Origin of the sequence: Crenobacter caeni (genome assembly GCF_010435965.1) — a bacterium.
Classification (GTDB): domain Bacteria; phylum Pseudomonadota; class Gammaproteobacteria; order Burkholderiales; family Chromobacteriaceae; genus Craterilacuibacter; species Craterilacuibacter caeni.
This window is the reverse complement of the sequence record NZ_JAAGAA010000001.1, coordinates 326,151-345,789: the sequence shown is the minus strand read 5'-3', so window position 1 is coordinate 345,789 and position 19,639 is coordinate 326,151. Positions and strand designations below refer to the sequence as shown.

Sequence of the window (19,639 nt, the reverse complement as noted above, 5' to 3'; positions counted from 1 at the left end):
CCTAACAAATGTTAGCCTTGCTTCTGCTTGTGACGGGGGTCGGTGCAGATCACGCGCACGATACGGTTGCGGCGGATGATCTTGCAGTTACGGCAAATTTTCTTTACCGAGGGTTGTACTCGCATATCAGTTCCTTATCGAACACAAAAGGTCGAACCGGCCGTGGGCCGGTCAACCGGCTCCCGAAGAGCCATCGACACCGGGTGGTGTCCGTTACCACCAGCCAGACGCCCGACCACCCCACCTTGCGGGACAGAAGAGCACCGGAACCGCCCGCAGGCGGCCCGGCGAATCTGGATCGTTTGCCTAGCCAGATAACCCAGCTAACCCCGGACTCAGCGGCTGAGGCCGCCGCCCTTGAAGTTTGCCTTCTTCAACAGGCTCTCGTACTGGTGGGACAGTACATACGACTGCACCTGGGTCATCAGGTCCATCGTCACCACCACGATGATCAGCAGCGAGGTTCCGCCGAAATAGAACGGAACGTTCCACTTCAAGATCAGGAACTCGGGCAGCAGACACACCAGAGTGATGTAGACGGCCCCGATCAGGGTCAGCCGCATGATGATCTTCTCGATGTAACGGGAAGTCTGTTCACCAGGACGGATGCCGGGGATAAAAGCCCCACTCTTCTTCAGGTTGTCTGCCGTTTCCTTGGGGTTGAACACAAGGGCGGTGTAGAAGTAGCAGAAGAAGACGATGGCTGCTGCGTAGAGCAGGACGTAGAGCGGCTGGCCCGGATGCAGTTTGTCTGCAATGGACTTCAGCCAGCCCACGCCTTCACCACTCCCGAACCAGCCGAGGGCCGTTGCCGGGAAGAGGATGATGCTGGACGCAAAGATCGGCGGAATTACGCCGGCCATGTTCAGTTTCAGCGGCAGGTGCGTGCTCTGACCCTGCATCACGCGGTTGCCGACCTGGCGCTTCGCGTAGTTGACCAGGACCTTGCGCTGGCCGCGTTCGACGAACACGACGAGGTAGGTCACGGCAATCACGCCGACAAACAACAGGATAGTCAGCAGCACTGGCAGCGAGCCCTGGCCCGCGAGGGTCAGGGTCTTGCCGATCGCCGACGGCACACCGGACGCGATACCGGCGCAGATGATCAGCGAAATACCGTTGCCGATACCCCGCTCGGTGATCTGCTCGCCGAGCCACATCAGGAACATGGTGCCAGTCACTAGGGTTACGACCGTCGAGAGGTAGAACTCCCATTGGCCGACAACCACCAGGTTGGGCTGTTTATAAAGCATCACCGCAATGCCGAAACTTTGGAAAGTCGCGAGCAGAACGGTGGCGTAACGCGTGTACTGGGTTATCTTGCGACGTCCCGCGTCACCTTCCTTCTTCAGCTGCTTGAGCTGGGGAATCACTTCCCCAGCCAGCTGCAGAATAATGGAGGCCGAGATGTACGGCATGATGCCGATGGCAAATACCGTAAATCTCGACAGGGCACCACCGGAGAACATGTTGAACATGTCCAGCAGACCCGTTTGTGACGACTGGAACAACTTCGCTAGTTCGGCAGGGTTGATCCCGGGAACCGGAATATGCGCACCAATACGGTAAACGATCAGCGCACCGACCAGAAACCAGATCCTGCGCTTGAGATCACCAAACTTATTGGTGTTTGCCGCTAGAGAAGTATTCGCCACGTACTTACGCCTTATTCAACGATGGAGCCACCAGCAGCTTCGATCGCGGCACGTGCACCGGCAGTGGCAGCAACGCCACGCAGCTTGATGGCGCGTTCGATCTTGCCGGACAGGATCACCTTGGCAGACAGAGCCTGGATAGTCGCGAGACCAGCCTGCTTCAGTGCGAGCAGATCGATCTCGTCAACCGGCAGAGCAGCCAGGTCGGACAGACGGACTTCACAGGTCTTGCCGGCCGACAGCGACTTGAAGCCGCGCTTCGGCAGACGACGCTGCAGAGGCATCTGACCGCCTTCGAAGCCAACCTTGTGGAAACCACCGGCACGGCTCTTCTGACCCTTGTGACCGCGACCGGCGGTCTTGCCCAGGCCGGAACCGATGCCACGACCCACGCGACGCTTGGCGTGCTTGGCGCCTACGCCGGCTTGAATGGTATTGAGTTCCATGTTAGCCCTCGCATTTCAGCAGGTAGCTGATCTTGTTGATCATGCCACGGTTCTCAGGCGTATCCAGCACTTCGACGGTCTGGCGGATCTTCTTCAGACCCAGACCGCGAGCGCAAGCCTTGTGCGATTCAAGGCGACCGATCAGGCTTTTCACCAGGGTCACTTTGACGGTTTTACGATCACTCATGGTTTGCCCCCAGAATGTCTTCCACGGTCAGGCCACGCTTGGCAGCGATCTGAGCCGGGGTGTAGATCTTCATCAGGCCGTCCAGGGTGGCGCGAACCACGTTGTACGGGTTGGTCGAACCATGGATCTTGGCGGATACGTTGCGAACGCCCATGGCGTCGAAAATCGCGCGCATCGGACCACCAGCCTTGATACCTGCGCCGTCCTTGGCCGGCTGCATGAACACGGTGGTCGCACCGTGACGGCCCTCCACTGCGTGGTGCAGGGTACCGTTCTTCAGCGGGATCTTCACCATGTTGCGACGTGCTTGCTCCATGGCTTTCTGCACGGCAACGGGCACTTCCTTCGACTTGCCCTTGCCCATGCCGATGCCACCATCGCCATCACCGACAACGGTGAGAGCGGAGAAAGCCATAATGCGACCGCCCTTCACCACCTTGGTGACGCGGTTGACGCCGATCATCTTCTCGATCAGACCGTCGCCACGATCTTCAATCTCGTGCTTAGCCATTCTTCACTCCGAATTAGAATTGCAGGCCGTTTTCACGGGCTGCATCTGCCAGGGCCTTGATGCGGCCGTGGTAGTTGAAACCCGAGCGGTCAAAGGCGACCTGCTGGACGCCGGCAGCCTTGGCCTTTTCGGCGATGCGCTTGCCCACGATCGCTGCAGCAGCGGTGTTGCCACCGTTGGCGATGTCGGCGCGCACTTCTGCTTCCAGGGAGGAAGCACTGGCAAGCACTTTACTGCCGGTCGCGTCGATGATCTGAGCGTAAATGTGGCAGTTGGTACGGTGTACCGACAGACGCACCATCTTGAGCTCCGCGATCCGGGCACGGGTTTTGCGTGCGCGGCGGAGTCGAGCTTGTTTCTTATCCATGTCAGTGCCTCAATTACTTCTTCTTGGTTTCTTTCAGAACCACAACCTCGTCGGCGTAACGCACGCCCTTGCCCTTGTAGGGCTCCGGCGAACGGTAGGCGCGGATTTCAGCCGCGACCTGGCCAACTTGCTGCTTGTCTGCACCCTTGATCAGGATCTCGGTCTGAGACGGAGTCTCGACCTTGACGCCTGCCGGCATCTTGTGGACGACCGGGTGGGAGAAACCGAGAGAAAGGTTCACGGCATCACCCTGGGCCTGGGCACGATAGCCCACGCCGACGAGCTGGAGCTTGCGCTCGAAGCCCTTGGAAACACCGGTCACCATGTTGTTCAGCAGCGCACGCAGCGTACCGGACATGGAACGCGCGAATTTGCTGTCGCTCTTGGCTGCGAAGGTCAGCTCGTTATTGTCGAGCTTGACGTCGACGTCTGCGCACAGTGCAGTGCTCAGCGTGCCGATCGGGCCTTTGACGACGATTTCTTCGGCGGTGAATTTGACTTCAACGCCTGCCGGAATCGCAACGGGATTTTTAGCTACGCGAGACATGTAATCCTCCCATTACGCCACGATGCAAAGGAGTTCACCACCGATGCCGGCAGCACGTGCCTTGCGGTCGGTCATCACACCTTTGGAGGTCGACAGGATGGTTACACCCAGGCCGTTCATCACCTTCTGGATCTCGCCGGAACCCTTGTAGACACGCAGGCCAGGACGGGAAACGCGCTCGATGCGCTCGATGACCGGACGACCGGCGTAGTACTTGAGCTGGATGTCCAGCGACGGCTTCTTCTCTTCACCGGCGACGGCGAAGTCTTCGATGTAGCCTTCTTCCTTGAGAACCTGGGCGATCGCAACCTTCAGCTTCGACGACGGCATGGAAACCGAGGTCTTCGAAGCGCGCTGGGCGTTGCGCACGCGGGTCAACATATCGGAAATAGGATCGTGCATACTCATTCGTGTTCTCCTATTACCAGCTGGCCTTTGTTACGCCAGGGATTTCACCCTTCATGGCGATTTCACGCAGCTTGCTGCGGCCGAGGCCGAACTTGCGGAATACGCCACGCGGACGACCGGTGATGGCGCAACGGCGGCGCTGGCGAACCGGGCTAGCGTTGCGCGGCAGCTGTTGCAGCTTCAGACGAGCAGCGAAGCGCTCTTCGTCCGACAGACTTTCGTTGTTGATGATGCCGAGGAGTTGCTCGCGCTTGGCAGCGTACTTGGCTACCAGCTTGGCGCGCTTCTCTTCACGGTTAATCAGTGCAAGTGTTGCCATGTGCTTAACCCTTGAACGGGAACTTGAACGCAGCCAGCAGAGCGCGGGCCTCTTCGTCAGTCTTCGCCGTGGTGGTGATGGTGATGTTCATACCACGCAGAGCATCGATCTTGTCGTACTCGATTTCCGGGAAGATGATCTGCTCTTTGACGCCCATGTTGTAGTTGCCGCGACCGTCGAAGGACTTGGCGGAAACACCACGGAAGTCGCGAACGCGCGGCAGCGAGATCGTCACCAGGCGGTCGAGGAACTCGTACATGCGTTCACGGCGCAGGGTCACCTTGCAGCCGACCGGGTAGTGATCGCGGATCTTGAAGCCGGCGATCGACTTGCGGGCGGTGGTCACCACGGGCTTCTGACCGGCAATCTTCTCCAGGTCGCCCACGGCGAATTCCATGACCTTCTTGTCGGCAACCGCTTCACCAACACCCATGTTCAGGGTGATCTTTTCGATGCGCGGTACTTCCATGATGGATTTGTAACCGAACTGCTTGGTCAGCTCGGCGACAACCGTTTCTTTGTAGAAATCGTACAGACGTGCCATGTTGACTCCTTAAGCCCCGATCACTTCACCGGACGACTTGAAGACGCGTACCTTGCGGCCGTCTTCCAGCGTCTTGAAGCCAACGCGGTCAGCTTTCTGGGTGTTCGGGTTGAAAATGGCAACATTGGAAACGTCAACAGGCATGGTCTTTTCGACGATGCCGCCGGCGATGCCGCGAACCGGGTTCGGCTTCATGTGCTTCTTGGCGACATTGATGCCTTCAACCACGACCTTGCCTTCCAGAGCGCGCAGAACGGTGCCGCGCTTGCCCTTGTCCTTACCAGTGATTACTACGACTTCATCACCTTTGCGAATCTTGCGCATGCTAGCTCCTTACAGCACTTCCGGTGCCAGCGACACGATCTTCATGAAGCGCTCGGTACGCAGTTCACGCGTAACAGGCCCGAAGATGCGGGTGCCGATCGGCTCGAGTTTGGCGTTCAGCAGAACGGCGGCGTTGCCGTCGAACTTGATCAGCGAGCCATCCGGACGACGAACGCCCTTGGCGGTACGAACCACAACTGCGTTGTAGACGTCGCCTTTCTTGACACGACCGCGCGGAGCAGCATCCTTGATGCTCACCTTGATGATGTCGCCAACGCTTGCGTAGCGACGCTTGGAGCCGCCCAACACCTTGATGCACTGCACATGGCGCGCACCAGTGTTGTCTGCGACCTCAAGCATGGTCTGCATTTGGATCATTTGATTACCTTTTCTATCCAACTTAACCCGTCACTTTCACCTGATCCACCGCTGCATGTTTGAGCGGCTTTACAGATGAAACGCCGCGAATGCGGCGTATCAAACGGCCAGTTTTGGACCCCGTAAGGGCAGAATCCTGCCAGACAGGGCAGGAAAGTGGCCATTATACAGAGGGGTCGCCCCCTCTGCAAGCTTTACACCTGGCGAGCTTTCTCGACCAGGCTGGTCACGACCCACGTCTTGGTCTTCGAGAGCGGACGGGACTCGCTGATAACAACGATGTCGCCTTCACGGTACTCGTTAGCCTCGTCGTGCGCGTGGAACTTCTTGGAAAGACGGATCACCTTGCCGTAGACAGGGTGCTTGACCTTGCGCTCGACCAGTACGGTCACGGTCTTGTCCATCTTGTCGCTGACCACCTTACCGGTCAGCGTACGTACCACTTTGGTTTCGCTCATATCAAGCAGCCTTCTCTTTCAGAACGGTACGGACACGAGCGATGTCGCGGCGCACTTTCTTAAGTTCACTGTTTTTGGCGAGTTGCTGCGTGGCATGCTGCATCCGCAGGGCGAACTGTGCCTTCAGAAGGCTCAGCAGTTCCGCCTTCAGCTCGTCCACGTTTTTAGCTCTCAGTTCGGACGCTTTCATCACTGACCCACCTGTCTAGTCACAAACATCGTAGCGATCGGCAGCTTGGCAGCAGCCAGACGGAATGCTTCGCGGGCCAGTTCTTCTGCCACGCCGTCCATTTCGTACAGCATTTTGCCAGGCTGGATTTCAGCCACGTAGAATTCCGGGGAACCCTTACCGTTACCCATACGCACTTCAGCAGGCTTGGAGGTAATCGGCTTGTCCGGGAACACGCGAATCCAGATGCGGCCGCCACGCTTGATGTGACGGGTCATCGCACGACGGGCAGCTTCGATCTGACGCGCGGTCAGACGGCCACGACCGACAGCCTTCAGGCCGAAATCGCCGAAGCTCACCTTGTTGCCACGAGTGGCGATACCGGTGTTGCGGCCCTTGTGCTGTTTACGGTACTTGAGTCTAGTTGGCTGCAGCATTTCGTGCCCCTGCCTTTCTCGTTTTCTTCTCCGGGGCAACCGGTGCGGCCTGAACCTGACCCGGCTTCAGATCGCCCTTGTACACCCAAACCTTGATGCCGATGATGCCGTAGGTCGTCTTGGCTTCGCTGGTCGCGTAGTCGACGTCCGCACGCAGCGTGTGCAGCGGCACGCGACCTTCGCGGTACCATTCGGTACGTGCGATTTCGATACCGTTCAGACGGCCCGAGCTCATGATCTTGATGCCCTGGGCGCCCATGCGCATCGCGTTCTGCATGGAACGCTTCATCGCACGGCGGAACATCACGCGCTTCTCGAGCTGAGCGGCGATGCCGTCAGCGATGATCTGCGCGTCGGTTTCCGGACGACGGATTTCTTCGATGTTCACGTGAACCGGCACGCCAAGCTTGCTCTGCAGCTCGCGCTTCAGCAGTTCGATGTCTTCGCCCTTCTTGCCAATCACGACACCCGGACGGGCGCTGTGGATGGTGATGCGGGCGGACTTGGCCGGACGCTCGATGACGATGCGGCCAACCGAAGCGTGTGCGAGACGCTTCTTCAGGAACTCACGGACTTCGATGTCCTTCTTCAGCATGCCCGGAAAATCCTGGGAGCTGGCGAACCACTTCGAAGACCAGTTTTTAGTCACGGCAAGACGGAAACCCGTCGGATGAATCTTCTGACCCATTGCTAACCCCTCAATTGCCTACGGTCACGGTGATGTGGCAAGTCTGCTTTTCAATGCGGTTGCCACGACCTTTGGCACGGGCCGTGAAGCGCTTCAGGCTCGGACCCTTGTCAACGAACACAGTTGCCACCTTCAGGGTGTCGATGTCCGCGCCTTCGTTGTGCTCAGCGTTGGCAATCGCCGAGTTGAGCACCTTCTTCAGCAGTTCGGCGCCTTTTTTCGGGCTGAAAGCCAGAATGTTCAGCGCTTCCTCCACGGACTTGCCGCGGATCAGATCAGCTACCAGGCGGCACTTCTGGGCCGACAGGCGAGCGTTATTCAAATGTGCAGATACTCTCATCGCTTCACCTTACCTCTTCTTGGCCTTCTTATCGGCAGCGTGGCCTTTGAAGGTACGAGTCAGAGAGAATTCACCCAGTTTGTGACCAACCATGTTCTCGGAGATGTAGACCGGAACGTGGGTGCGACCGTTGTGAACAGCAATCGTGAGACCAATGAAGTCCGGCAGGACGGTCGAGCGGCGCGACCAAGTCTTGATCGGACGCTTGTCATTGGATGCACGCGCCGCATCCACCTTGTCCAGCAGGTGGAGATCAACAAACGGGCCTTTTTTAAGCGAACGTGCCATGTTTCAATTACCCTTTATTGGAATAGCGGCGGCGTACGATCATGTTGTCGGTACGCTTGTTGCGACGGGTGCGGAAGCCCTTCGTCGGCTGGCCCCACGGGCTAACCGGCACGCGGCCTTCACCAGTACGGCCTTCACCACCACCATGCGGGTGATCGATCGGGTTCATCGCCGTACCGCGGACGGTCGGGCGGATACCACGCCAGCGGTTCGCGCCGGCCTTACCGATCTTGCGCAGGCTGTGCTCTTCGTTGCCGACTTCGCCGATGGTGGCGCGGCAGTCAACGTGCACCTTACGGATCTCGCCGGAGCGCAGACGCAGCTGGGCGTAGATGCCTTCGCGGGCCAGCAGCATGGCGGACTGGCCAGCGGAACGGGCGATTTGCGCACCCTTGCCCGGCTGCAGCTCGATGCAGTGAATGGTGGTACCGACCGGGATGTTGCGGATCGGCAGGGCGTTGCCGGCCTTGATCGGGGCTTCAGCGCCCGAAATCAGCACGGCACCGGCCTTCACGCCACGCGGGGCGATCACGTAGCGGCGCTCGCCGTCGGCGTAGCACAGCAGCGCGATGTGCGCGGAGCGGTTCGGATCGTATTCGACGCGCTCAACCTTGGCCGGGATACCGTCCTTGTTGCGGCGGAAGTCGATGATACGGTAGTGCTTCTTGTGGCCACCACCCATGTGACGGGTCGTGATGTGGCCATTGTTGTTACGGCCGGCGGTCGAGGTCTTCTTCTCGAGCAGCGGAGCGTAAGCACCACCCTTGTGCAGGTCGGGGTGAACGACCTTGACGACTGCGCGGCGACCGGCAGAAGTCGGCTTTACTTTAACGATAGGCATGCTCTATCTCCTCACTCCGCGGCCGTTGCGGTCAGGTCGAATTCCTGACCCGGAACCAGGCTGACGTAAGCCTTCTTGGTGTCCTTGCGGCGACCCATGGTACGGCCGAAACGCTTGACCTTGCCCTTCACGCTAACGGTCGAAACGCCAGCAACCTTCACGTTGAACAGCAGTTCAACGGCGGCCTTGATCTCGCCCTTGGTCGCGTCAGTGGCGACACGGAAAGCAACCTGCTGGGTCTTCTCGGCGATCATCGTGCTCTTTTCGGAGACGATCGGAGCAAGAATAACCTGCATCAGACGTTCTTGATTCATGCCCACTGCTCCTCAAGTTGCTTGATAGCGTCGCGGGTGATCACGATCTTCTTGAAGCGGACCAGGCTGTACGGGTCAGCCTGCTGGGCTTCGATCACCAGCACGTTCGGGAGGTTACGCGAAGAGAGGTACAGGTTCTCGTCCAGTTCCTTGGTGATGAACAGAGCCTGTTCCAGACCCATGCTCTTCACCAGACCGGCAAATTCCTTGGTCTTCGGCGTTTCGACGGACAGCGAATCAACCACGATCAGACGCTCGTCACGCACCAGTTGCGACAGGATGGTCGCCACACCGGCACGGTACATCTTGCGGTTGACCTTCTGGCTGAAGTTTTCATCCGGCTTGTTCGGGAACGCACGGCCACCACCGCGGCGAACCGGGGAAGCAGTCATACCGGCACGCGCGTTACCAGTACCCTTCTGCTTGAACGGCTTCTTGGTGGTGTGGTTGACTTCAGCACGCGTCAGCTGTGCGCGGTTGCCGCTACGGGCGTTCGCCAGGTAGGCGGTAACAACCTGATGCACCAGCGCTTCGTTGTACTCGCGGCCGAACAGTGCTTCGGAGGCCTGCAGAGCTTCCAGAGCCTGACCCTGAGTGTTGATTACTTTCAATTCCATCACGCACCCGCCTTCACACTAGGACGAACGACCACGTCGCCGTTCGTGGCACCCGGGACGGCGCCCTTGACCATGATCAGCTGACGCTCAGCGTCGATACGAACAACTTCCAGGCACTGGACGGTGCTCTTGACGTTACCGTACTGACCTGCCATGCGCTTACCCGGCAGAACGCGGCCCGGATCCTGAGCCTGACCGATCGAACCCGGCGTGTTGTGCGAACGGGAGTTACCGTGCGACGCGCGGTTGGAAGAGAAGTTGTGGCGCTTGATCACGCCGGAGAAGCCCTTACCCTTGGAGGTACCGGTCACATCGACCAGTTGACCAACGGTGAAGATCTCAACGGTGATCTTGTCGCCCGGCTTGTACGCGGAGACCTGCTCAGCGGTCAGCGCGAATTCGCGCACGCCACGACCGGCTTCGACGCCAGCCTTTGCGAAGTGACCGGCAGCAGCCTTGACTACGCGGCTTGCCTTACGATCGCCAAAAGTAACCTGAACGGCGGTGTAGCCGTCTACTTCGGCGGATTTTACTTGCGAGACGCGGTTAGCGGACATATCCAGCACGGTCACCGGGATGGAAGCGCCATCCTCGGCGAAAATGCGGGTCATGCCGACTTTGCGTCCGACCAGACCTAAAGTCATGTTTATTTCCTTTTGCAGGTGCCGATTACGATTGACCGGCATACAAAAACAAAAGCGGACTCTCAGAAACGAGAGTCCGCAAATGTATCACAGAAAAATCATACGGCGCAATCACTTAGCGCAGTTACGCCGTATTTTCCGCGATTACTGCAGCTTGATTTCGACGTCGACGCCTGCCGGCAGGTCGAGTTTCATCAGCGCGTCGACCGTCTTGTCGGTCGGATCGACGATGTCCATCAGGCGCAGGTGGGTGCGGATTTCCAGCTGGTCGCGGGAAGTCTTGTTCACGTGCGGCGAACGGAGGATGTTGAAACGCTCGATCTTGGTCGGCAGCGGAACCGGACCCTTGACCACGGCGCCGGTGCGCTTGGCGGTCTCGACGATCTCCTGGGCGGAGCGGTCGATCAGGTTGTAGTCAAACGCCTTCAGGCGGATACGGATTTTCTGGCTTTGCATGAGAGTCTCCGTAGCCGATTACTTGATGATCTTGGCAACAACGCCGGCGCCGACGGTACGACCGCCTTCGCGGATCGCGAAGCGCAGACCTTCTTCCATCGCGATCGGGGCGATCAGTTCGACGGTGATCGAAACGTTGTCACCCGGCATCACCATTTCAACGCCTTCCGGCAGGCTGATCGCGCCAGTCACGTCCGTGGTACGGAAGTAGAACTGCGGGCGGTAGTTCGCGAAGAACGGGGTGTGACGGCCACCTTCGTTCTTGCTCAGCACGTAGATCTCGCCGGTGAAGTTGGTGTGCGGGGTGATGGAACCCGGCTTCGCCAGGACCTGACCACGCTCGACTTCTTCACGCTTGGTGCCGCGCAGCAGCACGCCGACGTTGTCACCAGCCTGACCCTGGTCCAGCAGCTTGCGGAACATTTCCACGCCGGTACAGGTGGTCTTGGCGGTTGCCTTCAGGCCGACGATTTCGATTTCTTCGCCGACTTTGACGATGCCGCGCTCGACGCGACCGGTCACCACGGTACCGCGGCCGGAGATCGAGAACACGTCTTCGATCGGCAGCAGGAACGGCTTGTCCACAGCACGCTCAGGCGTCGGGATGTAGCTGTCCAGCGCGTCAGCCAGACGGAAGATCGACGGTTCGCCGATGTCGGACTGGTCGCCTTCCAGCGCTTTCAGCGCGGAACCCTTGACCAGCGGCAGGTCGTCGCCCGGGAAGTCGTAGGAAGACAGCAGCTCGCGCACTTCCATTTCGACCAGTTCCAGCAGCTCTTCGTCGTCGACCATGTCGCACTTGTTCAGGTAGACGATGATGTACGGAACGCCCACCTGGCGAGCCAGCAGGATGTGTTCGCGGGTCTGCGGCATCGGGCCGTCAGCGGCCGAGCACACCAGAATCGCGCCGTCCATCTGGGCAGCACCGGTAATCATGTTCTTCACGTAGTCAGCGTGACCTGGGCAGTCAACGTGAGCGTAGTGACGGGTTTCGGTTTCGTACTCGACGTGCGCGGTGTTAATGGTAATACCGCGAGCCTTCTCTTCCGGCGCGCTGTCGATTTGCGAGTAGTCCTTGGCTTCGCCACCGAACTTCTTCGACAGGATGGTGGTGATCGCTGCGGTCAGGGTGGTCTTACCGTGGTCAACGTGACCGATGGTGCCGACGTTTACGTGCGGTTTGGTCCGCTCGAACTTTTCTTTTGCCATTGCAAAAATCCTTAATTAAAGAACATCAAATCAGGCCGGCCCGCAGGCCGGCCACAGCGCGGAATTACTTCTTGGCGTTCATCACGGCGTCAGCGACGTGCTTCGGCGCGGCGGAGTAGTGCTTGAACTCCATCGAGTACGTAGCACGGCCCTGGGTAGCGGAACGCAGGTCGGTCGAGTAACCGAACATCTCGGCCAGCGGAACTTCGGCCTTGATCTTCTTGCCACCCAGACCATCGTCGTCCATGCCCAGCACGATGCCGCGACGACGGTTCAGGTCGCCCATCACGTCGCCCATGTACTGTTCCGGGGTTTCCACTTCGACAGCCATCATCGGCTCGAGGATCACCGGACCGGCGCGGCGCATGGCTTCCTTGAAGGCCATGGAACCCGCCAGTTCGAACGCGATCTGCGAGGAGTCGACGTCGTGGTAGGAACCGAAGGTCAGGCGGACAGTTACGTCCACCACCGGGAAGCCGGCCAGGATGCCGTTGTTCAGGGTGTTCTGGATACCCTTGTCCACCGACGGGATGAATTCGCGTGGAATCACGCCACCCTTGATCTCGTCGAAGAACTGGTAACCCTTGCCTTCGCCGGACGGCTCCAGCGTGATGACGGCGTGACCGTACTGACCCTTACCACCCGACTGCTTGACGTGCTTGCCGTCGACGTCGGTAACGGTCTTGGTGATGGTCTCGCGGTAAGCCACCTGCGGTGCGCCCACTGCGGCTTCAACGCCGAATTCGCGCTTCATGCGGTCAACCAGAATTTCCAGGTGCAGTTCGCCCATACCGGAAATGATGGTCTGGCCCGACTCTTCGTCGGTACGCACGCGGAAGGACGGGTCTTCCTTGGCCAGGCGGTTCAGGGCAACGCCCATCTTTTCCTGGTCAGCCTTGGTCTTCGGCTCGACGGCAACGTGGATCACCGGCTCCGGGAACTCCATGCGTTCCAGGATGATCGGTGCGTCCGGTGCACACAGGGTTTCACCGGTGGTCACGTCCTTCAGGCCGATACCGGCGGCGATGTCGCCGGCGCGGACTTCGGTGATCTCGATACGGTCGTTGGCGTGCATCTGCACGATACGGCCCATGCGTTCCTTGCGGTCCTTGACCGAGTTCAGCACGGTGTCGCCGGAGTTCACAACGCCCGAGTACACACGGAAGAAGGTCAGCTGGCCGACGTACGGGTCGTTCATCAGCTTGAACGCCAGCGCGGAGAACTTCTCGTCGTCCGAAGCGTGACGCACGGCCGGCTGGCCGTTTTCTTCGCCAGCGATCGGGGGAACGTCAACCGGCGACGGCAGCAGTTCGACCACGGCGTCCAGCATGCGCTGCACACCCTTGTTCTTGAACGCGGTACCGCACAGCATCGGCTGGATTTCGCAACGCAGGGTACGGTCGCGCAGGCCGCTGATGATTTCCTCTTCGGAGAGCTCGCCCTCTTCCAGGTACTTGTTCATCAGTTCTTCGCTGGCTTCAGCGGCGGACTCGACCATCTTCTCGCGCCACTCTTCAGCGGTCGCCTGAACGTCAGCCGGGATGTCGCCGTATTCGAACTTCATGCCCTGGGACGCTTCATCCCAAATGATGGCCTTCATCTTCAGCAGGTCGACAACGCCCTGGAAGCCGTCTTCGGCACCGATCGGCACCACGATAGGCACCGGGTTGCCGCGCAGACGGGTCTTCACCTGGTCTACGGCGCGGAAGAAGTTCGCACCCTGACGGTCCATCTTGTTGACGAACGCCAGACGCGGCACTTTGTACTTGTTGGCCTGACGCCACACGGTCTCGGACTGCGGCTGAACGCCACCGACCGCGCAGTACACCATCACGGCGCCGTCCAGAACACGCATGGAGCGCTCCACCTCGACGGTGAAGTCAACGTGCCCCGGAGTGTCGATGATGTTGAAGCGGTGTTCCGGGAACTGCAGGCTCATGCCCTTCCAGAACGTGGTGGTCGCAGCGGAGGTAATGGTGATACCACGCTCCTGCTCCTGCTCCATCCAGTCCATGGTCGCAGCACCGTCGTGCACTTCACCGATCTTGTGGTTTACACCGGTGTAAAACAGGATGCGTTCGGTGGTAGTCGTCTTACCAGCATCGATGTGAGCAGAGATACCGATGTTACGGTAGCGCTCAATAGGAGTTTTCCTAGCCACGGCGATAACCTTAAAAAAGTTAGATTAGAAACGGAAGTGCGAGAAGGCCTTGTTGGCTTCTGCCATGCGGTGCACTTCATCACGTTTCTTCATGGCGCCGCCACGGCCTTCGGCTGCATCCAGCAGCTCGCCAGCAAGACGCAGATCCATGGACTTCTCGCCACGCTTGCGCGCAGCGTCGCGCAGCCAGCGCATTGCCAGAGCCATCCGACGGGACGGGCGAACCTCAACAGGGACTTGGTAGTTAGCACCACCTACACGGCGGCTTTTCACTTCCACGATCGGCTTGGCGTTGGCAATAGCGGTGTTGAACACCTCGATGGCGTTCTTGCCGGTCTTCTTCTCGATCTGGGCCAGTGCGCCGTAAATGATGCGTTCGGCAACAGCCTTCTTGCCGTCGATCATCACGACGTTCATGAACTTGGACAGATCCTGGCTACCGAACTTCGGATCCGGCAGGATTTCGCGCTTGGGGACTTCTCTGCGGCGTGGCATTTTGATTCCTTAATTCTATTCAGTTGAGCGACATGCTCTGGACCACCCAGCTAAGTGGCCACTTACTCGACGGCGGGTGCCGCCTGAAAATGCCGAAGAATTACTTCGGACGCTTCGCGCCGTACTTGGAGCGGGACTGCTTACGGTCCTTGACGCCTGCGGTGTCAAGCGAGCCGCGCACGGTGTGGTAACGCACACCCGGCAAGTCCTTCACACGACCGCCGCGGATCAGCACGACCGAGTGTTCCTGCAGGTTGTGGCCTTCACCGCCGATGTACGAGATCACTTCGAAGCCGTTGGTCAGGCGGACCTTGCACACCTTACGCAGAGCCGAGTTCGGCTTCTTCGGGGTGGTGGTGTAAACGCGGGTGCAAACGCCGCGCTTCTGAGGGCAAGCCTCGAGCGCCGGGACCTTGCTCTTCGCCGTGATGGCGACGCGCCCCTTGCGGACCAGTTGGTTAATAGTTGGCATGACTATCAGTTCCCTGTTGAGTGAAAAATAGGCGGCAAGCCACCTAAAGACGCGAGATTATATTGAAGCGGCCGGCCAGCGTCAATGAAGAAAAGCCGCCAACCCAATGTTACCCATTGAATTGACGGCTTTTTTCCGGGTCAGCTTATGCGGCGATTACTCGTCGGCAGCGGCCTCGGTATCGGCCGGGATGTCGCCGAACACGCTCTCCGGCGTCAGCTCGCCGGTGAAGGCGTCGTTGCGGCGGCTGCGGTGGTACGCGAGGCCGGTACCCGCCGGAATCAGGCGGCCGACGATCACGTTTTCCTTCAGGCCGCGCAAGTCGTCCTTCTTGCCCATGATCGCGGCTTCGGTCAGCACGCGAGTGGTTTCCTGGAAGGAAGCCGCCGAGATGAACGAGTCGGTCGACAGCGAAGCCTTGGTGATGCCGAGCAGCACGTTATCGTACTGCGCCGGGATGCGGCCTTCGCTGTTCATCTGGTCGTTCGCCTTCAAGAGCTCGGCGCGCTCGACCTGTTCGCCCGGAATGAACTCGGTATCGCCGGCGTCGGTGATCAGCACGCGACGCAGCATCTGGCGGATGATCACCTCGATGTGCTTGTCGTTGATCTTCACACCCTGCAGACGGTAGACCTCCTGCACTTCCTGCACGATGTAGCGCGCCAGCGCCTCGATCCCCTGCAGGCGCAGGATGTCGTGCGGATCGACCGGACCATCGACGATGGTCTCGCCCATGTTCACCACCTGACCGTCGTGGACCAGCACGTGCTTGTCCTTCGGGATCAGCGTCTCGAAGCCGTTGCCCTCGACGTCGGTGATGATCAGGCGCTGCTTGCCCTTGGTGTCCTTACCGAACGAAACGGTACCGGTCACCTCGGCCAGCATGCCGGCGTCCTTCGGCGAACGCGCTTCGAACAGCTCGGCCACACGCGGCAGACCACCGGTAATGTCGCGGGTCTTGGTCGTTTCCTGCGGAATACGCGCCAGCACCTCACCCTTGCCGACTTCCTGACCGTCGCGCACGGTGATGATCGCGCCGACCTGGAAGGTGATCGAGACCGAAGTTTCGGAACCGGCCAGCTTCACCTCGTTACCGAACTCGTCGAGCAGCTTGACCAGCGGACGCAGCATCTTGGAGGTGCTGGTACCGCGGCGCTTCGGGTCGATCACGACCAGCGAGGCGAGGCCGGTCACTTCGTCGACCTGCTTGGCGACGGTCACGCCCTCTTCCACGTTTTCGAACTTCACGCGGCCAGCGTACTCGGTGATGATCGGACGGGTGTGCGGGTCCCAAGTCGCCAGTACGGTGCCGGCCTTGATGACGTCGCCGTCCTTGACCACCAGCGTCGAACCGTACGGCACCTTGTGGCGCTCGCGCTCGCGGCCGATGTCGTCGTGGATCACCACTTCGCCGGAGCGGGTGATCACGATCAGCTCGCCCTTCGAGTTGGCGACGTAACGCATCTGGCTCGAGAAGCGGACGGTACCGTTGGACTTACCTTCAACCTGGCTGGCAGCCGCATTTCGCGAGGCCGCACCACCGATGTGGAAGGTACGCATGGTCAGCTGGGTGCCCGGCTCACCGATCGACTGGGCGGCGATCACGCCAACCGCTTCGCCCGCGTTGACGCGCTTGCCGCGCGCCAGGTCGCGACCGTAGCACTGTGCGCACAGGCCGTAGCGGGTGTCACAGGTAATCGCGGTGCGTACCTTCACTTCGTCGACGCCGTGGCTGTCGATCAGGTCGACCATCGCCTCGTCGAGCAGGGTGCCTGCCTCGACCACAGTCGCGCCGCTGCTCGGGTCGACCACGTCGACCGCGGTCACGCGGCCGAGGATACGGTCGCGCAGCGCTTCGATCACGTCACCGCCCTGCACCACCGACTTCATCACGAAGCCGTTGCTGGTGCCGCAGTCGTCCTCGATCACAACCAGATCCTGCGTCACGTCGACCAGACGACGGGTCAGGTAACCCGAGTTCGCGGTCTTCAGCGCGGTATCCGCCAGACCCTTACGGGCACCGTGGGTCGAGATGAAGTACTGCAACACGGTCAGGCCTTCGCGGAAGTTCGCGGTAATCGGCGTCTCGATAATCGAGCCGTCCGGCTTGGCCATCAGACCACGCATACCGGCCAGCTGCTTGATCTGCGCCGCGGAACCCCGCGCACCGGAGTCGGCCATCATGTAAATCGAGTTGAACGATTCCTGGTCGACTTCGTTGCCGTGCTTGTCCAGCACCTTCTGCTTGGACAGGTTGTCCATCATCGCCTTGGCGATCTTGTCGCCGGTACGGCCCCAGATGTCGACGACCTTGTTGTAGCGCTCGCCCTGGGTCACCAGACCCTGGCGGTACTGCTCCTCGATCTCCTTGACTTCCTTGTTCGCCTCGGCAAGCAGCTCGGACTTCTTGGCCGGGATCTCCATGTCGTCCACGCAGATCGAGATGCCGCCGCGGGTCGAGTAGGCAAAACCGGTATACATCAGCTGGTCGGCGAAGATCACCGTGTCGCGGATGCCGCAACGGCGGAACGACGCGTTGATCAGCTTGGAGATTTCCTTCTTCTTCAGCGCCTTGTTCACATGCTCGAAGCCCAGGCCCTTCGGCAGGATTTCGGACAGGATCGCACGGCCGACGGTCGTCTCATAACGCTTCATCACCGGCTGGAACTCGCCCTGCTCGTCCTTCTCCCATTCCTTCAGGCGGACGGTGATACGGGTGCCGAGTTCGACCTGCTTGGTGCCGTAGGCGCGCTGCACTTCGGAGACGTCGGAGAACATCATCCCGTCGCCCTTGCCGTTCACCTTGTCGCGGGTCATGTAATACAGACCCAACACGATATCCTGCGACGGCACGATGATCGGCTCGCCGTTCGCCGGCGACAGCACGTTGTTGGTCGCCAGCATCAGGGTGCGGGCTTCCATCTGCGCTTCGAGCGACAGCGGCACGTGGACGGCCATCTGGTCACCGTCGAAGTCGGCGTTGAACGCCGCGCAGACCAGCGGGTGCAGCTGGATCGCCTTGCCTTCGATCAGCACCGGCTCGAACGCCTGGATACCCAGACGGTGCAGGGTCGGCGCACGGTTCAGCATCACAGGGTGCTCGCGGATCACGTCCTCGAGGATGTCCCACACTTCCGGCACTTCCTGCTCGACCAGCTTCTTGGCTGCCTTGATGGTCGAGGCGAGGCCCATCACTTCCAGCTTGTGGAAGATGAACGGCTTGAACAGCTCGAGCGCCATCTTCTTCGGCAGGCCGCACTGGTGCAGGCGCAGGGTCGGGCCCACGGTAATCACCGAACGGCCGGAGTAGTCGACGCGCTTACCCAGCAAGTTCTGGCGGAAGCGGCCGCCCTTACCCTTGATCATGTCGGCCAGCGACTTCAGCGGGCGCTTGTTGGCACCGGTCATCGCCTTACCGCGACGGCCGTTGTCCAGCAGCGAGTCAACCGATTCCTGCAGCATGCGCTTTTCGTTGCGCACGATGATGTCCGGCGCACGCAGTTCGAGCAGGCGCTTCAGGCGGTTGTTCCGGTTGATCACGCGACGGTACAGGTCGTTCAGGTCGGAGGTCGCGAAGCGGCCACCGTCCAGCGGCACCAGCGGGCGCAGTTCCGGCGGCAGCACCGGCAGCACTTCCATGATCATCCACTCCGGCTTCATGCCGGAACGGTGGAACGCCTCGAGCACCTTCAGGCGCTTGGCGATCTTCTTGATCTTGGTGTCCGAGCTGGTGCTTTCCAGTTCGCGGCGCAGCGTCTCGATTTCGCCGACCAGGTCGAGCTTCTTCAAGAGTTCGCGGACAGCTTCGGCGCCCATCAGCGCGACGAACTCGTCACCGTGCTCGTCCTGCTTGTCGAGGTAGTCCTCTTCGGTCAGCAGCTGGCGCGACTGCAGCGGGGTCATACCCGGGTCGGTCACGACGAACGCCTCGAAGTACAGCACGCGCTCGATGTCGCGCAGCGTCATGTCGAGCACCATACCCAGACGCGACGGCAGCGACTTCAGGAACCAGATGTGGGCAACCGGCGACGCCAGGTCGATGTGACCCATGCGTTCGCGGCGCACCTTGGACAGCGTCACTTCGACGCCGCATTTTTCGCAGATCACGCCACGGTGCTTGAGGCGCTTGTACTTGCCGCACAGGCACTCGTAGTCCTTCACCGGCCCGAAGATGCGGGCGCAGAACAGGCCGTCGCGCTCGGGCTTGAAGGTGCGATAGTTGATGGTTTCCGGCTTCTTGACCTCACCGTACGACCAGGAACGGATCTTGTCGGGGGAGGCGATGCCGATCTTAATCGCATCAAACTCTTCTTCTTGCGTGACTTGCTTAAAGAGGTCGAGCAGAGCTTTCATTGCGTCTCCAT

General features: G+C 60.0%; 28 protein-coding genes. All 28 read right to left on the bottom strand.

All coding sequences use genetic code 11. The features are described 5' to 3' along the window. Window positions 1-11 precede the first annotated feature (11 nt). The gene (gene rpmJ / locus GZH52_RS01745) at window positions 12-125 is read right to left on the bottom strand and encodes a 50S ribosomal protein L36 (protein WP_077296114.1); all 114 of its coding nucleotides are present in this window, start codon (window positions 123-125) and stop codon (window positions 12-14) included. Between the two features lie 210 nt (window positions 126-335). Beyond that, window positions 336-1,655 carry a preprotein translocase subunit SecY gene (secY, locus tag GZH52_RS01740; RefSeq protein ID WP_136555556.1) on the bottom strand — a complete coding sequence of 440 codons (1,320 nt, stop codon included), beginning with the start codon at window positions 1,653-1,655 and terminating at the stop codon, window positions 336-338. 11 nt (window positions 1,656-1,666) lie between these two features. Next, complete coding sequence (gene rplO, locus GZH52_RS01735) at window positions 1,667-2,101, bottom strand: 50S ribosomal protein L15 (RefSeq protein WP_136555558.1); 435 nt, start codon at window positions 2,099-2,101, stop codon at window positions 1,667-1,669. A gap of 1 nt (window position 2,102) precedes the next feature. Then, window positions 2,103-2,288, bottom strand: a complete 186-nt coding sequence (rpmD, locus tag GZH52_RS01730; protein ID WP_136555560.1) for a 50S ribosomal protein L30 — start codon at window positions 2,286-2,288, stop codon at window positions 2,103-2,105. Continuing rightward, window positions 2,281-2,799, bottom strand: a complete 519-nt coding sequence (rpsE, locus tag GZH52_RS01725; protein ID WP_136555562.1) for a 30S ribosomal protein S5 — start codon at window positions 2,797-2,799, stop codon at window positions 2,281-2,283. The genes rpmD and rpsE overlap by 8 nt, the downstream gene beginning before the upstream one ends. Window positions 2,800-2,812: 13 nt before the next feature. Beyond that, window positions 2,813-3,166 carry a 50S ribosomal protein L18 gene (gene rplR, locus GZH52_RS01720; protein WP_136555564.1) on the bottom strand — a complete coding sequence of 118 codons (354 nt, stop codon included), beginning with the start codon at window positions 3,164-3,166 and terminating at the stop codon, window positions 2,813-2,815. A gap of 13 nt (window positions 3,167-3,179) precedes the next feature. Continuing rightward, window positions 3,180-3,713, bottom strand: a complete 534-nt coding sequence (rplF, locus tag GZH52_RS01715; protein ID WP_136555566.1) for a 50S ribosomal protein L6 — start codon at window positions 3,711-3,713, stop codon at window positions 3,180-3,182. 12 nt (window positions 3,714-3,725) lie between these two features. After that, window positions 3,726-4,121 (bottom strand): 30S ribosomal protein S8, encoded by a 396-nt coding sequence (gene rpsH / locus GZH52_RS01710; RefSeq protein WP_163314791.1) that lies wholly within the window; start codon window positions 4,119-4,121, stop codon window positions 3,726-3,728. A 13-nt stretch (window positions 4,122-4,134) separates the two neighbouring features. Further along, window positions 4,135-4,440: a 30S ribosomal protein S14 gene (gene rpsN / locus GZH52_RS01705; protein WP_136555570.1), complete on the bottom strand. Its 306-nt coding sequence runs from the start codon at window positions 4,438-4,440 to the stop codon at window positions 4,135-4,137. 4 nt (window positions 4,441-4,444) lie between these two features. Further along, the gene (rplE, locus tag GZH52_RS01700; protein ID WP_136555571.1) at window positions 4,445-4,984 is read right to left on the bottom strand and encodes a 50S ribosomal protein L5; all 540 of its coding nucleotides are present in this window, start codon (window positions 4,982-4,984) and stop codon (window positions 4,445-4,447) included. A 9-nt stretch (window positions 4,985-4,993) separates the two neighbouring features. Further along, window positions 4,994-5,308, bottom strand: a complete 315-nt coding sequence (gene rplX, locus GZH52_RS01695) for a 50S ribosomal protein L24 (protein WP_136555573.1) — start codon at window positions 5,306-5,308, stop codon at window positions 4,994-4,996. A 9-nt stretch (window positions 5,309-5,317) separates the two neighbouring features. Continuing rightward, window positions 5,318-5,686, bottom strand: coding sequence for a 50S ribosomal protein L14 (gene rplN, locus GZH52_RS01690; RefSeq protein WP_136555575.1), 369 nt, complete (start codon window positions 5,684-5,686; stop codon window positions 5,318-5,320). Between the two features lie 194 nt (window positions 5,687-5,880). Beyond that, window positions 5,881-6,144, bottom strand: coding sequence for a 30S ribosomal protein S17 (rpsQ, locus tag GZH52_RS01685; protein ID WP_163314790.1), 264 nt, complete (start codon window positions 6,142-6,144; stop codon window positions 5,881-5,883). Window position 6,145: 1 nt separating this feature from the next. After that, window positions 6,146-6,334, bottom strand: coding sequence for a 50S ribosomal protein L29 (gene rpmC / locus GZH52_RS01680; RefSeq protein WP_136555579.1), 189 nt, complete (start codon window positions 6,332-6,334; stop codon window positions 6,146-6,148). Next, on the bottom strand, window positions 6,334-6,750 hold the full coding sequence (gene rplP / locus GZH52_RS01675; protein WP_136555581.1) for a 50S ribosomal protein L16: 417 nt from the start codon (window positions 6,748-6,750) through the stop codon (window positions 6,334-6,336). Before rplP ends, rpmC begins: the two co-directional genes overlap by 1 nt. Continuing rightward, window positions 6,734-7,438: a 30S ribosomal protein S3 gene (gene rpsC / locus GZH52_RS01670; RefSeq protein WP_163314789.1), complete on the bottom strand. Its 705-nt coding sequence runs from the start codon at window positions 7,436-7,438 to the stop codon at window positions 6,734-6,736. The genes rplP and rpsC overlap by 17 nt, the downstream gene beginning before the upstream one ends. A 10-nt stretch (window positions 7,439-7,448) precedes the next feature. Then, window positions 7,449-7,778 (bottom strand): 50S ribosomal protein L22, encoded by a 330-nt coding sequence (rplV, locus tag GZH52_RS01665; RefSeq protein ID WP_136555585.1) that lies wholly within the window; start codon window positions 7,776-7,778, stop codon window positions 7,449-7,451. Between the two features lie 9 nt (window positions 7,779-7,787). Beyond that, window positions 7,788-8,066 carry a 30S ribosomal protein S19 gene (gene rpsS, locus GZH52_RS01660; protein ID WP_136555587.1) on the bottom strand — a complete coding sequence of 93 codons (279 nt, stop codon included), beginning with the start codon at window positions 8,064-8,066 and terminating at the stop codon, window positions 7,788-7,790. A gap of 7 nt (window positions 8,067-8,073) precedes the next feature. Further along, entirely contained in the window at window positions 8,074-8,907 is an 834-nt protein-coding gene (gene rplB / locus GZH52_RS01655) for a 50S ribosomal protein L2 (protein WP_163314788.1), read from the bottom strand. Window positions 8,908-8,918: 11 nt separating this feature from the next. Further along, window positions 8,919-9,227 (bottom strand): 50S ribosomal protein L23, encoded by a 309-nt coding sequence (gene rplW, locus GZH52_RS01650; protein ID WP_163314787.1) that lies wholly within the window; start codon window positions 9,225-9,227, stop codon window positions 8,919-8,921. Beyond that, window positions 9,218-9,838 (bottom strand): 50S ribosomal protein L4, encoded by a 621-nt coding sequence (gene rplD, locus GZH52_RS01645; RefSeq protein WP_163314786.1) that lies wholly within the window; start codon window positions 9,836-9,838, stop codon window positions 9,218-9,220. Before rplD ends, rplW begins: the two co-directional genes overlap by 10 nt. Beyond that, a complete protein-coding gene (gene rplC / locus GZH52_RS01640; RefSeq protein ID WP_136555595.1) occupies window positions 9,838-10,482 on the bottom strand; it encodes a 50S ribosomal protein L3 in 645 nt (214 codons plus the stop codon). Before rplC ends, rplD begins: the two co-directional genes overlap by 1 nt. Window positions 10,483-10,626: 144 nt before the next feature. After that, window positions 10,627-10,938: a 30S ribosomal protein S10 gene (rpsJ, locus tag GZH52_RS01635; RefSeq protein WP_008955635.1), complete on the bottom strand. Its 312-nt coding sequence runs from the start codon at window positions 10,936-10,938 to the stop codon at window positions 10,627-10,629. An 18-nt stretch (window positions 10,939-10,956) separates the two neighbouring features. Further along, window positions 10,957-12,147, bottom strand: coding sequence for an elongation factor Tu (tuf, locus tag GZH52_RS01630; RefSeq protein WP_163314782.1), 1,191 nt, complete (start codon window positions 12,145-12,147; stop codon window positions 10,957-10,959). Window positions 12,148-12,211: 64 nt separating this feature from the next. Next, the gene (gene fusA / locus GZH52_RS01625) at window positions 12,212-14,308 is read right to left on the bottom strand and encodes an elongation factor G (protein WP_163314785.1); all 2,097 of its coding nucleotides are present in this window, start codon (window positions 14,306-14,308) and stop codon (window positions 12,212-12,214) included. Window positions 14,309-14,332: 24 nt separating this feature from the next. Further along, window positions 14,333-14,803: a 30S ribosomal protein S7 gene (gene rpsG, locus GZH52_RS01620; protein ID WP_136555887.1), complete on the bottom strand. Its 471-nt coding sequence runs from the start codon at window positions 14,801-14,803 to the stop codon at window positions 14,333-14,335. Window positions 14,804-14,903: 100 nt separating this feature from the next. After that, the gene (rpsL, locus tag GZH52_RS01615) at window positions 14,904-15,275 is read right to left on the bottom strand and encodes a 30S ribosomal protein S12 (RefSeq protein WP_101709800.1); all 372 of its coding nucleotides are present in this window, start codon (window positions 15,273-15,275) and stop codon (window positions 14,904-14,906) included. Window positions 15,276-15,431: 156 nt separating this feature from the next. Next, on the bottom strand, window positions 15,432-19,628 hold the full coding sequence (gene rpoC, locus GZH52_RS01610; RefSeq protein ID WP_239057967.1) for a DNA-directed RNA polymerase subunit beta': 4,197 nt from the start codon (window positions 19,626-19,628) through the stop codon (window positions 15,432-15,434). Between the last annotated feature and the right edge of the window lie 11 nt (window positions 19,629-19,639).

What these genes read in the sequence shown, in the direction of transcription:
- rpmJ (WP_077296114.1), bottom strand. Translation starts at nt 125, where the DNA reads ATGCGAGTACAACCCTCGGTAAAGAAAATTTGCCGTAACTGCAAGATC.
- rplO (WP_136555558.1), bottom strand. Translation starts at nt 2,101, where the DNA reads ATGGAACTCAATACCATTCAAGCCGGCGTAGGCGCCAAGCACGCCAAG.
- rpmD (WP_136555560.1), bottom strand. Translation starts at nt 2,288, where the DNA reads ATGAGTGATCGTAAAACCGTCAAAGTGACCCTGGTGAAAAGCCTGATC.
- rpsE (WP_136555562.1), bottom strand. Translation starts at nt 2,799, where the DNA reads ATGGCTAAGCACGAGATTGAAGATCGTGGCGACGGTCTGATCGAGAAG.
- rplR (WP_136555564.1), bottom strand. Translation starts at nt 3,166, where the DNA reads ATGGATAAGAAACAAGCTCGACTCCGCCGCGCACGCAAAACCCGTGCC.
- rplF (WP_136555566.1), bottom strand. Translation starts at nt 3,713, where the DNA reads ATGTCTCGCGTAGCTAAAAATCCCGTTGCGATTCCGGCAGGCGTTGAA.
- rpsH (WP_163314791.1), bottom strand. Translation starts at nt 4,121, where the DNA reads ATGAGTATGCACGATCCTATTTCCGATATGTTGACCCGCGTGCGCAAC.
- rpsN (WP_136555570.1), bottom strand. Translation starts at nt 4,440, where the DNA reads ATGGCAACACTTGCACTGATTAACCGTGAAGAGAAGCGCGCCAAGCTG.
- rplE (WP_136555571.1), bottom strand. Translation starts at nt 4,984, where the DNA reads ATGGCACGTCTGTACGATTTCTACAAAGAAACGGTTGTCGCCGAGCTG.
- rplX (WP_136555573.1), bottom strand. Translation starts at nt 5,308, where the DNA reads ATGCGCAAGATTCGCAAAGGTGATGAAGTCGTAGTAATCACTGGTAAG.
- rplN (WP_136555575.1), bottom strand. Translation starts at nt 5,686, where the DNA reads ATGATCCAAATGCAGACCATGCTTGAGGTCGCAGACAACACTGGTGCG.
- rpsQ (WP_163314790.1), bottom strand. Translation starts at nt 6,144, where the DNA reads ATGAGCGAAACCAAAGTGGTACGTACGCTGACCGGTAAGGTGGTCAGC.
- rpmC (WP_136555579.1), bottom strand. Translation starts at nt 6,334, where the DNA reads ATGAAAGCGTCCGAACTGAGAGCTAAAAACGTGGACGAGCTGAAGGCG.
- rplP (WP_136555581.1), bottom strand. Translation starts at nt 6,750, where the DNA reads ATGCTGCAGCCAACTAGACTCAAGTACCGTAAACAGCACAAGGGCCGC.
- rpsC (WP_163314789.1), bottom strand. Translation starts at nt 7,438, where the DNA reads ATGGGTCAGAAGATTCATCCGACGGGTTTCCGTCTTGCCGTGACTAAA.
- rplV (WP_136555585.1), bottom strand. Translation starts at nt 7,778, where the DNA reads ATGAGAGTATCTGCACATTTGAATAACGCTCGCCTGTCGGCCCAGAAG.
- rpsS (WP_136555587.1), bottom strand. Translation starts at nt 8,066, where the DNA reads ATGGCACGTTCGCTTAAAAAAGGCCCGTTTGTTGATCTCCACCTGCTG.
- rplB (WP_163314788.1), bottom strand. Translation starts at nt 8,907, where the DNA reads ATGCCTATCGTTAAAGTAAAGCCGACTTCTGCCGGTCGCCGCGCAGTC.
- rplD (WP_163314786.1), bottom strand. Translation starts at nt 9,838, where the DNA reads ATGGAATTGAAAGTAATCAACACTCAGGGTCAGGCTCTGGAAGCTCTG.
- rplC (WP_136555595.1), bottom strand. Translation starts at nt 10,482, where the DNA reads ATGACTTTAGGTCTGGTCGGACGCAAAGTCGGCATGACCCGCATTTTC.
- rpsJ (WP_008955635.1), bottom strand. Translation starts at nt 10,938, where the DNA reads ATGCAAAGCCAGAAAATCCGTATCCGCCTGAAGGCGTTTGACTACAAC.
- tuf (WP_163314782.1), bottom strand. Translation starts at nt 12,147, where the DNA reads ATGGCAAAAGAAAAGTTCGAGCGGACCAAACCGCACGTAAACGTCGGC.
- rpsG (WP_136555887.1), bottom strand. Translation starts at nt 14,803, where the DNA reads ATGCCACGCCGCAGAGAAGTCCCCAAGCGCGAAATCCTGCCGGATCCG.
- rpsL (WP_101709800.1), bottom strand. Translation starts at nt 15,275, where the DNA reads ATGCCAACTATTAACCAACTGGTCCGCAAGGGGCGCGTCGCCATCACG.
- rpoC (WP_239057967.1), bottom strand. Translation starts at nt 19,628, where the DNA reads ATGAAAGCTCTGCTCGACCTCTTTAAGCAAGTCACGCAAGAAGAAGAG.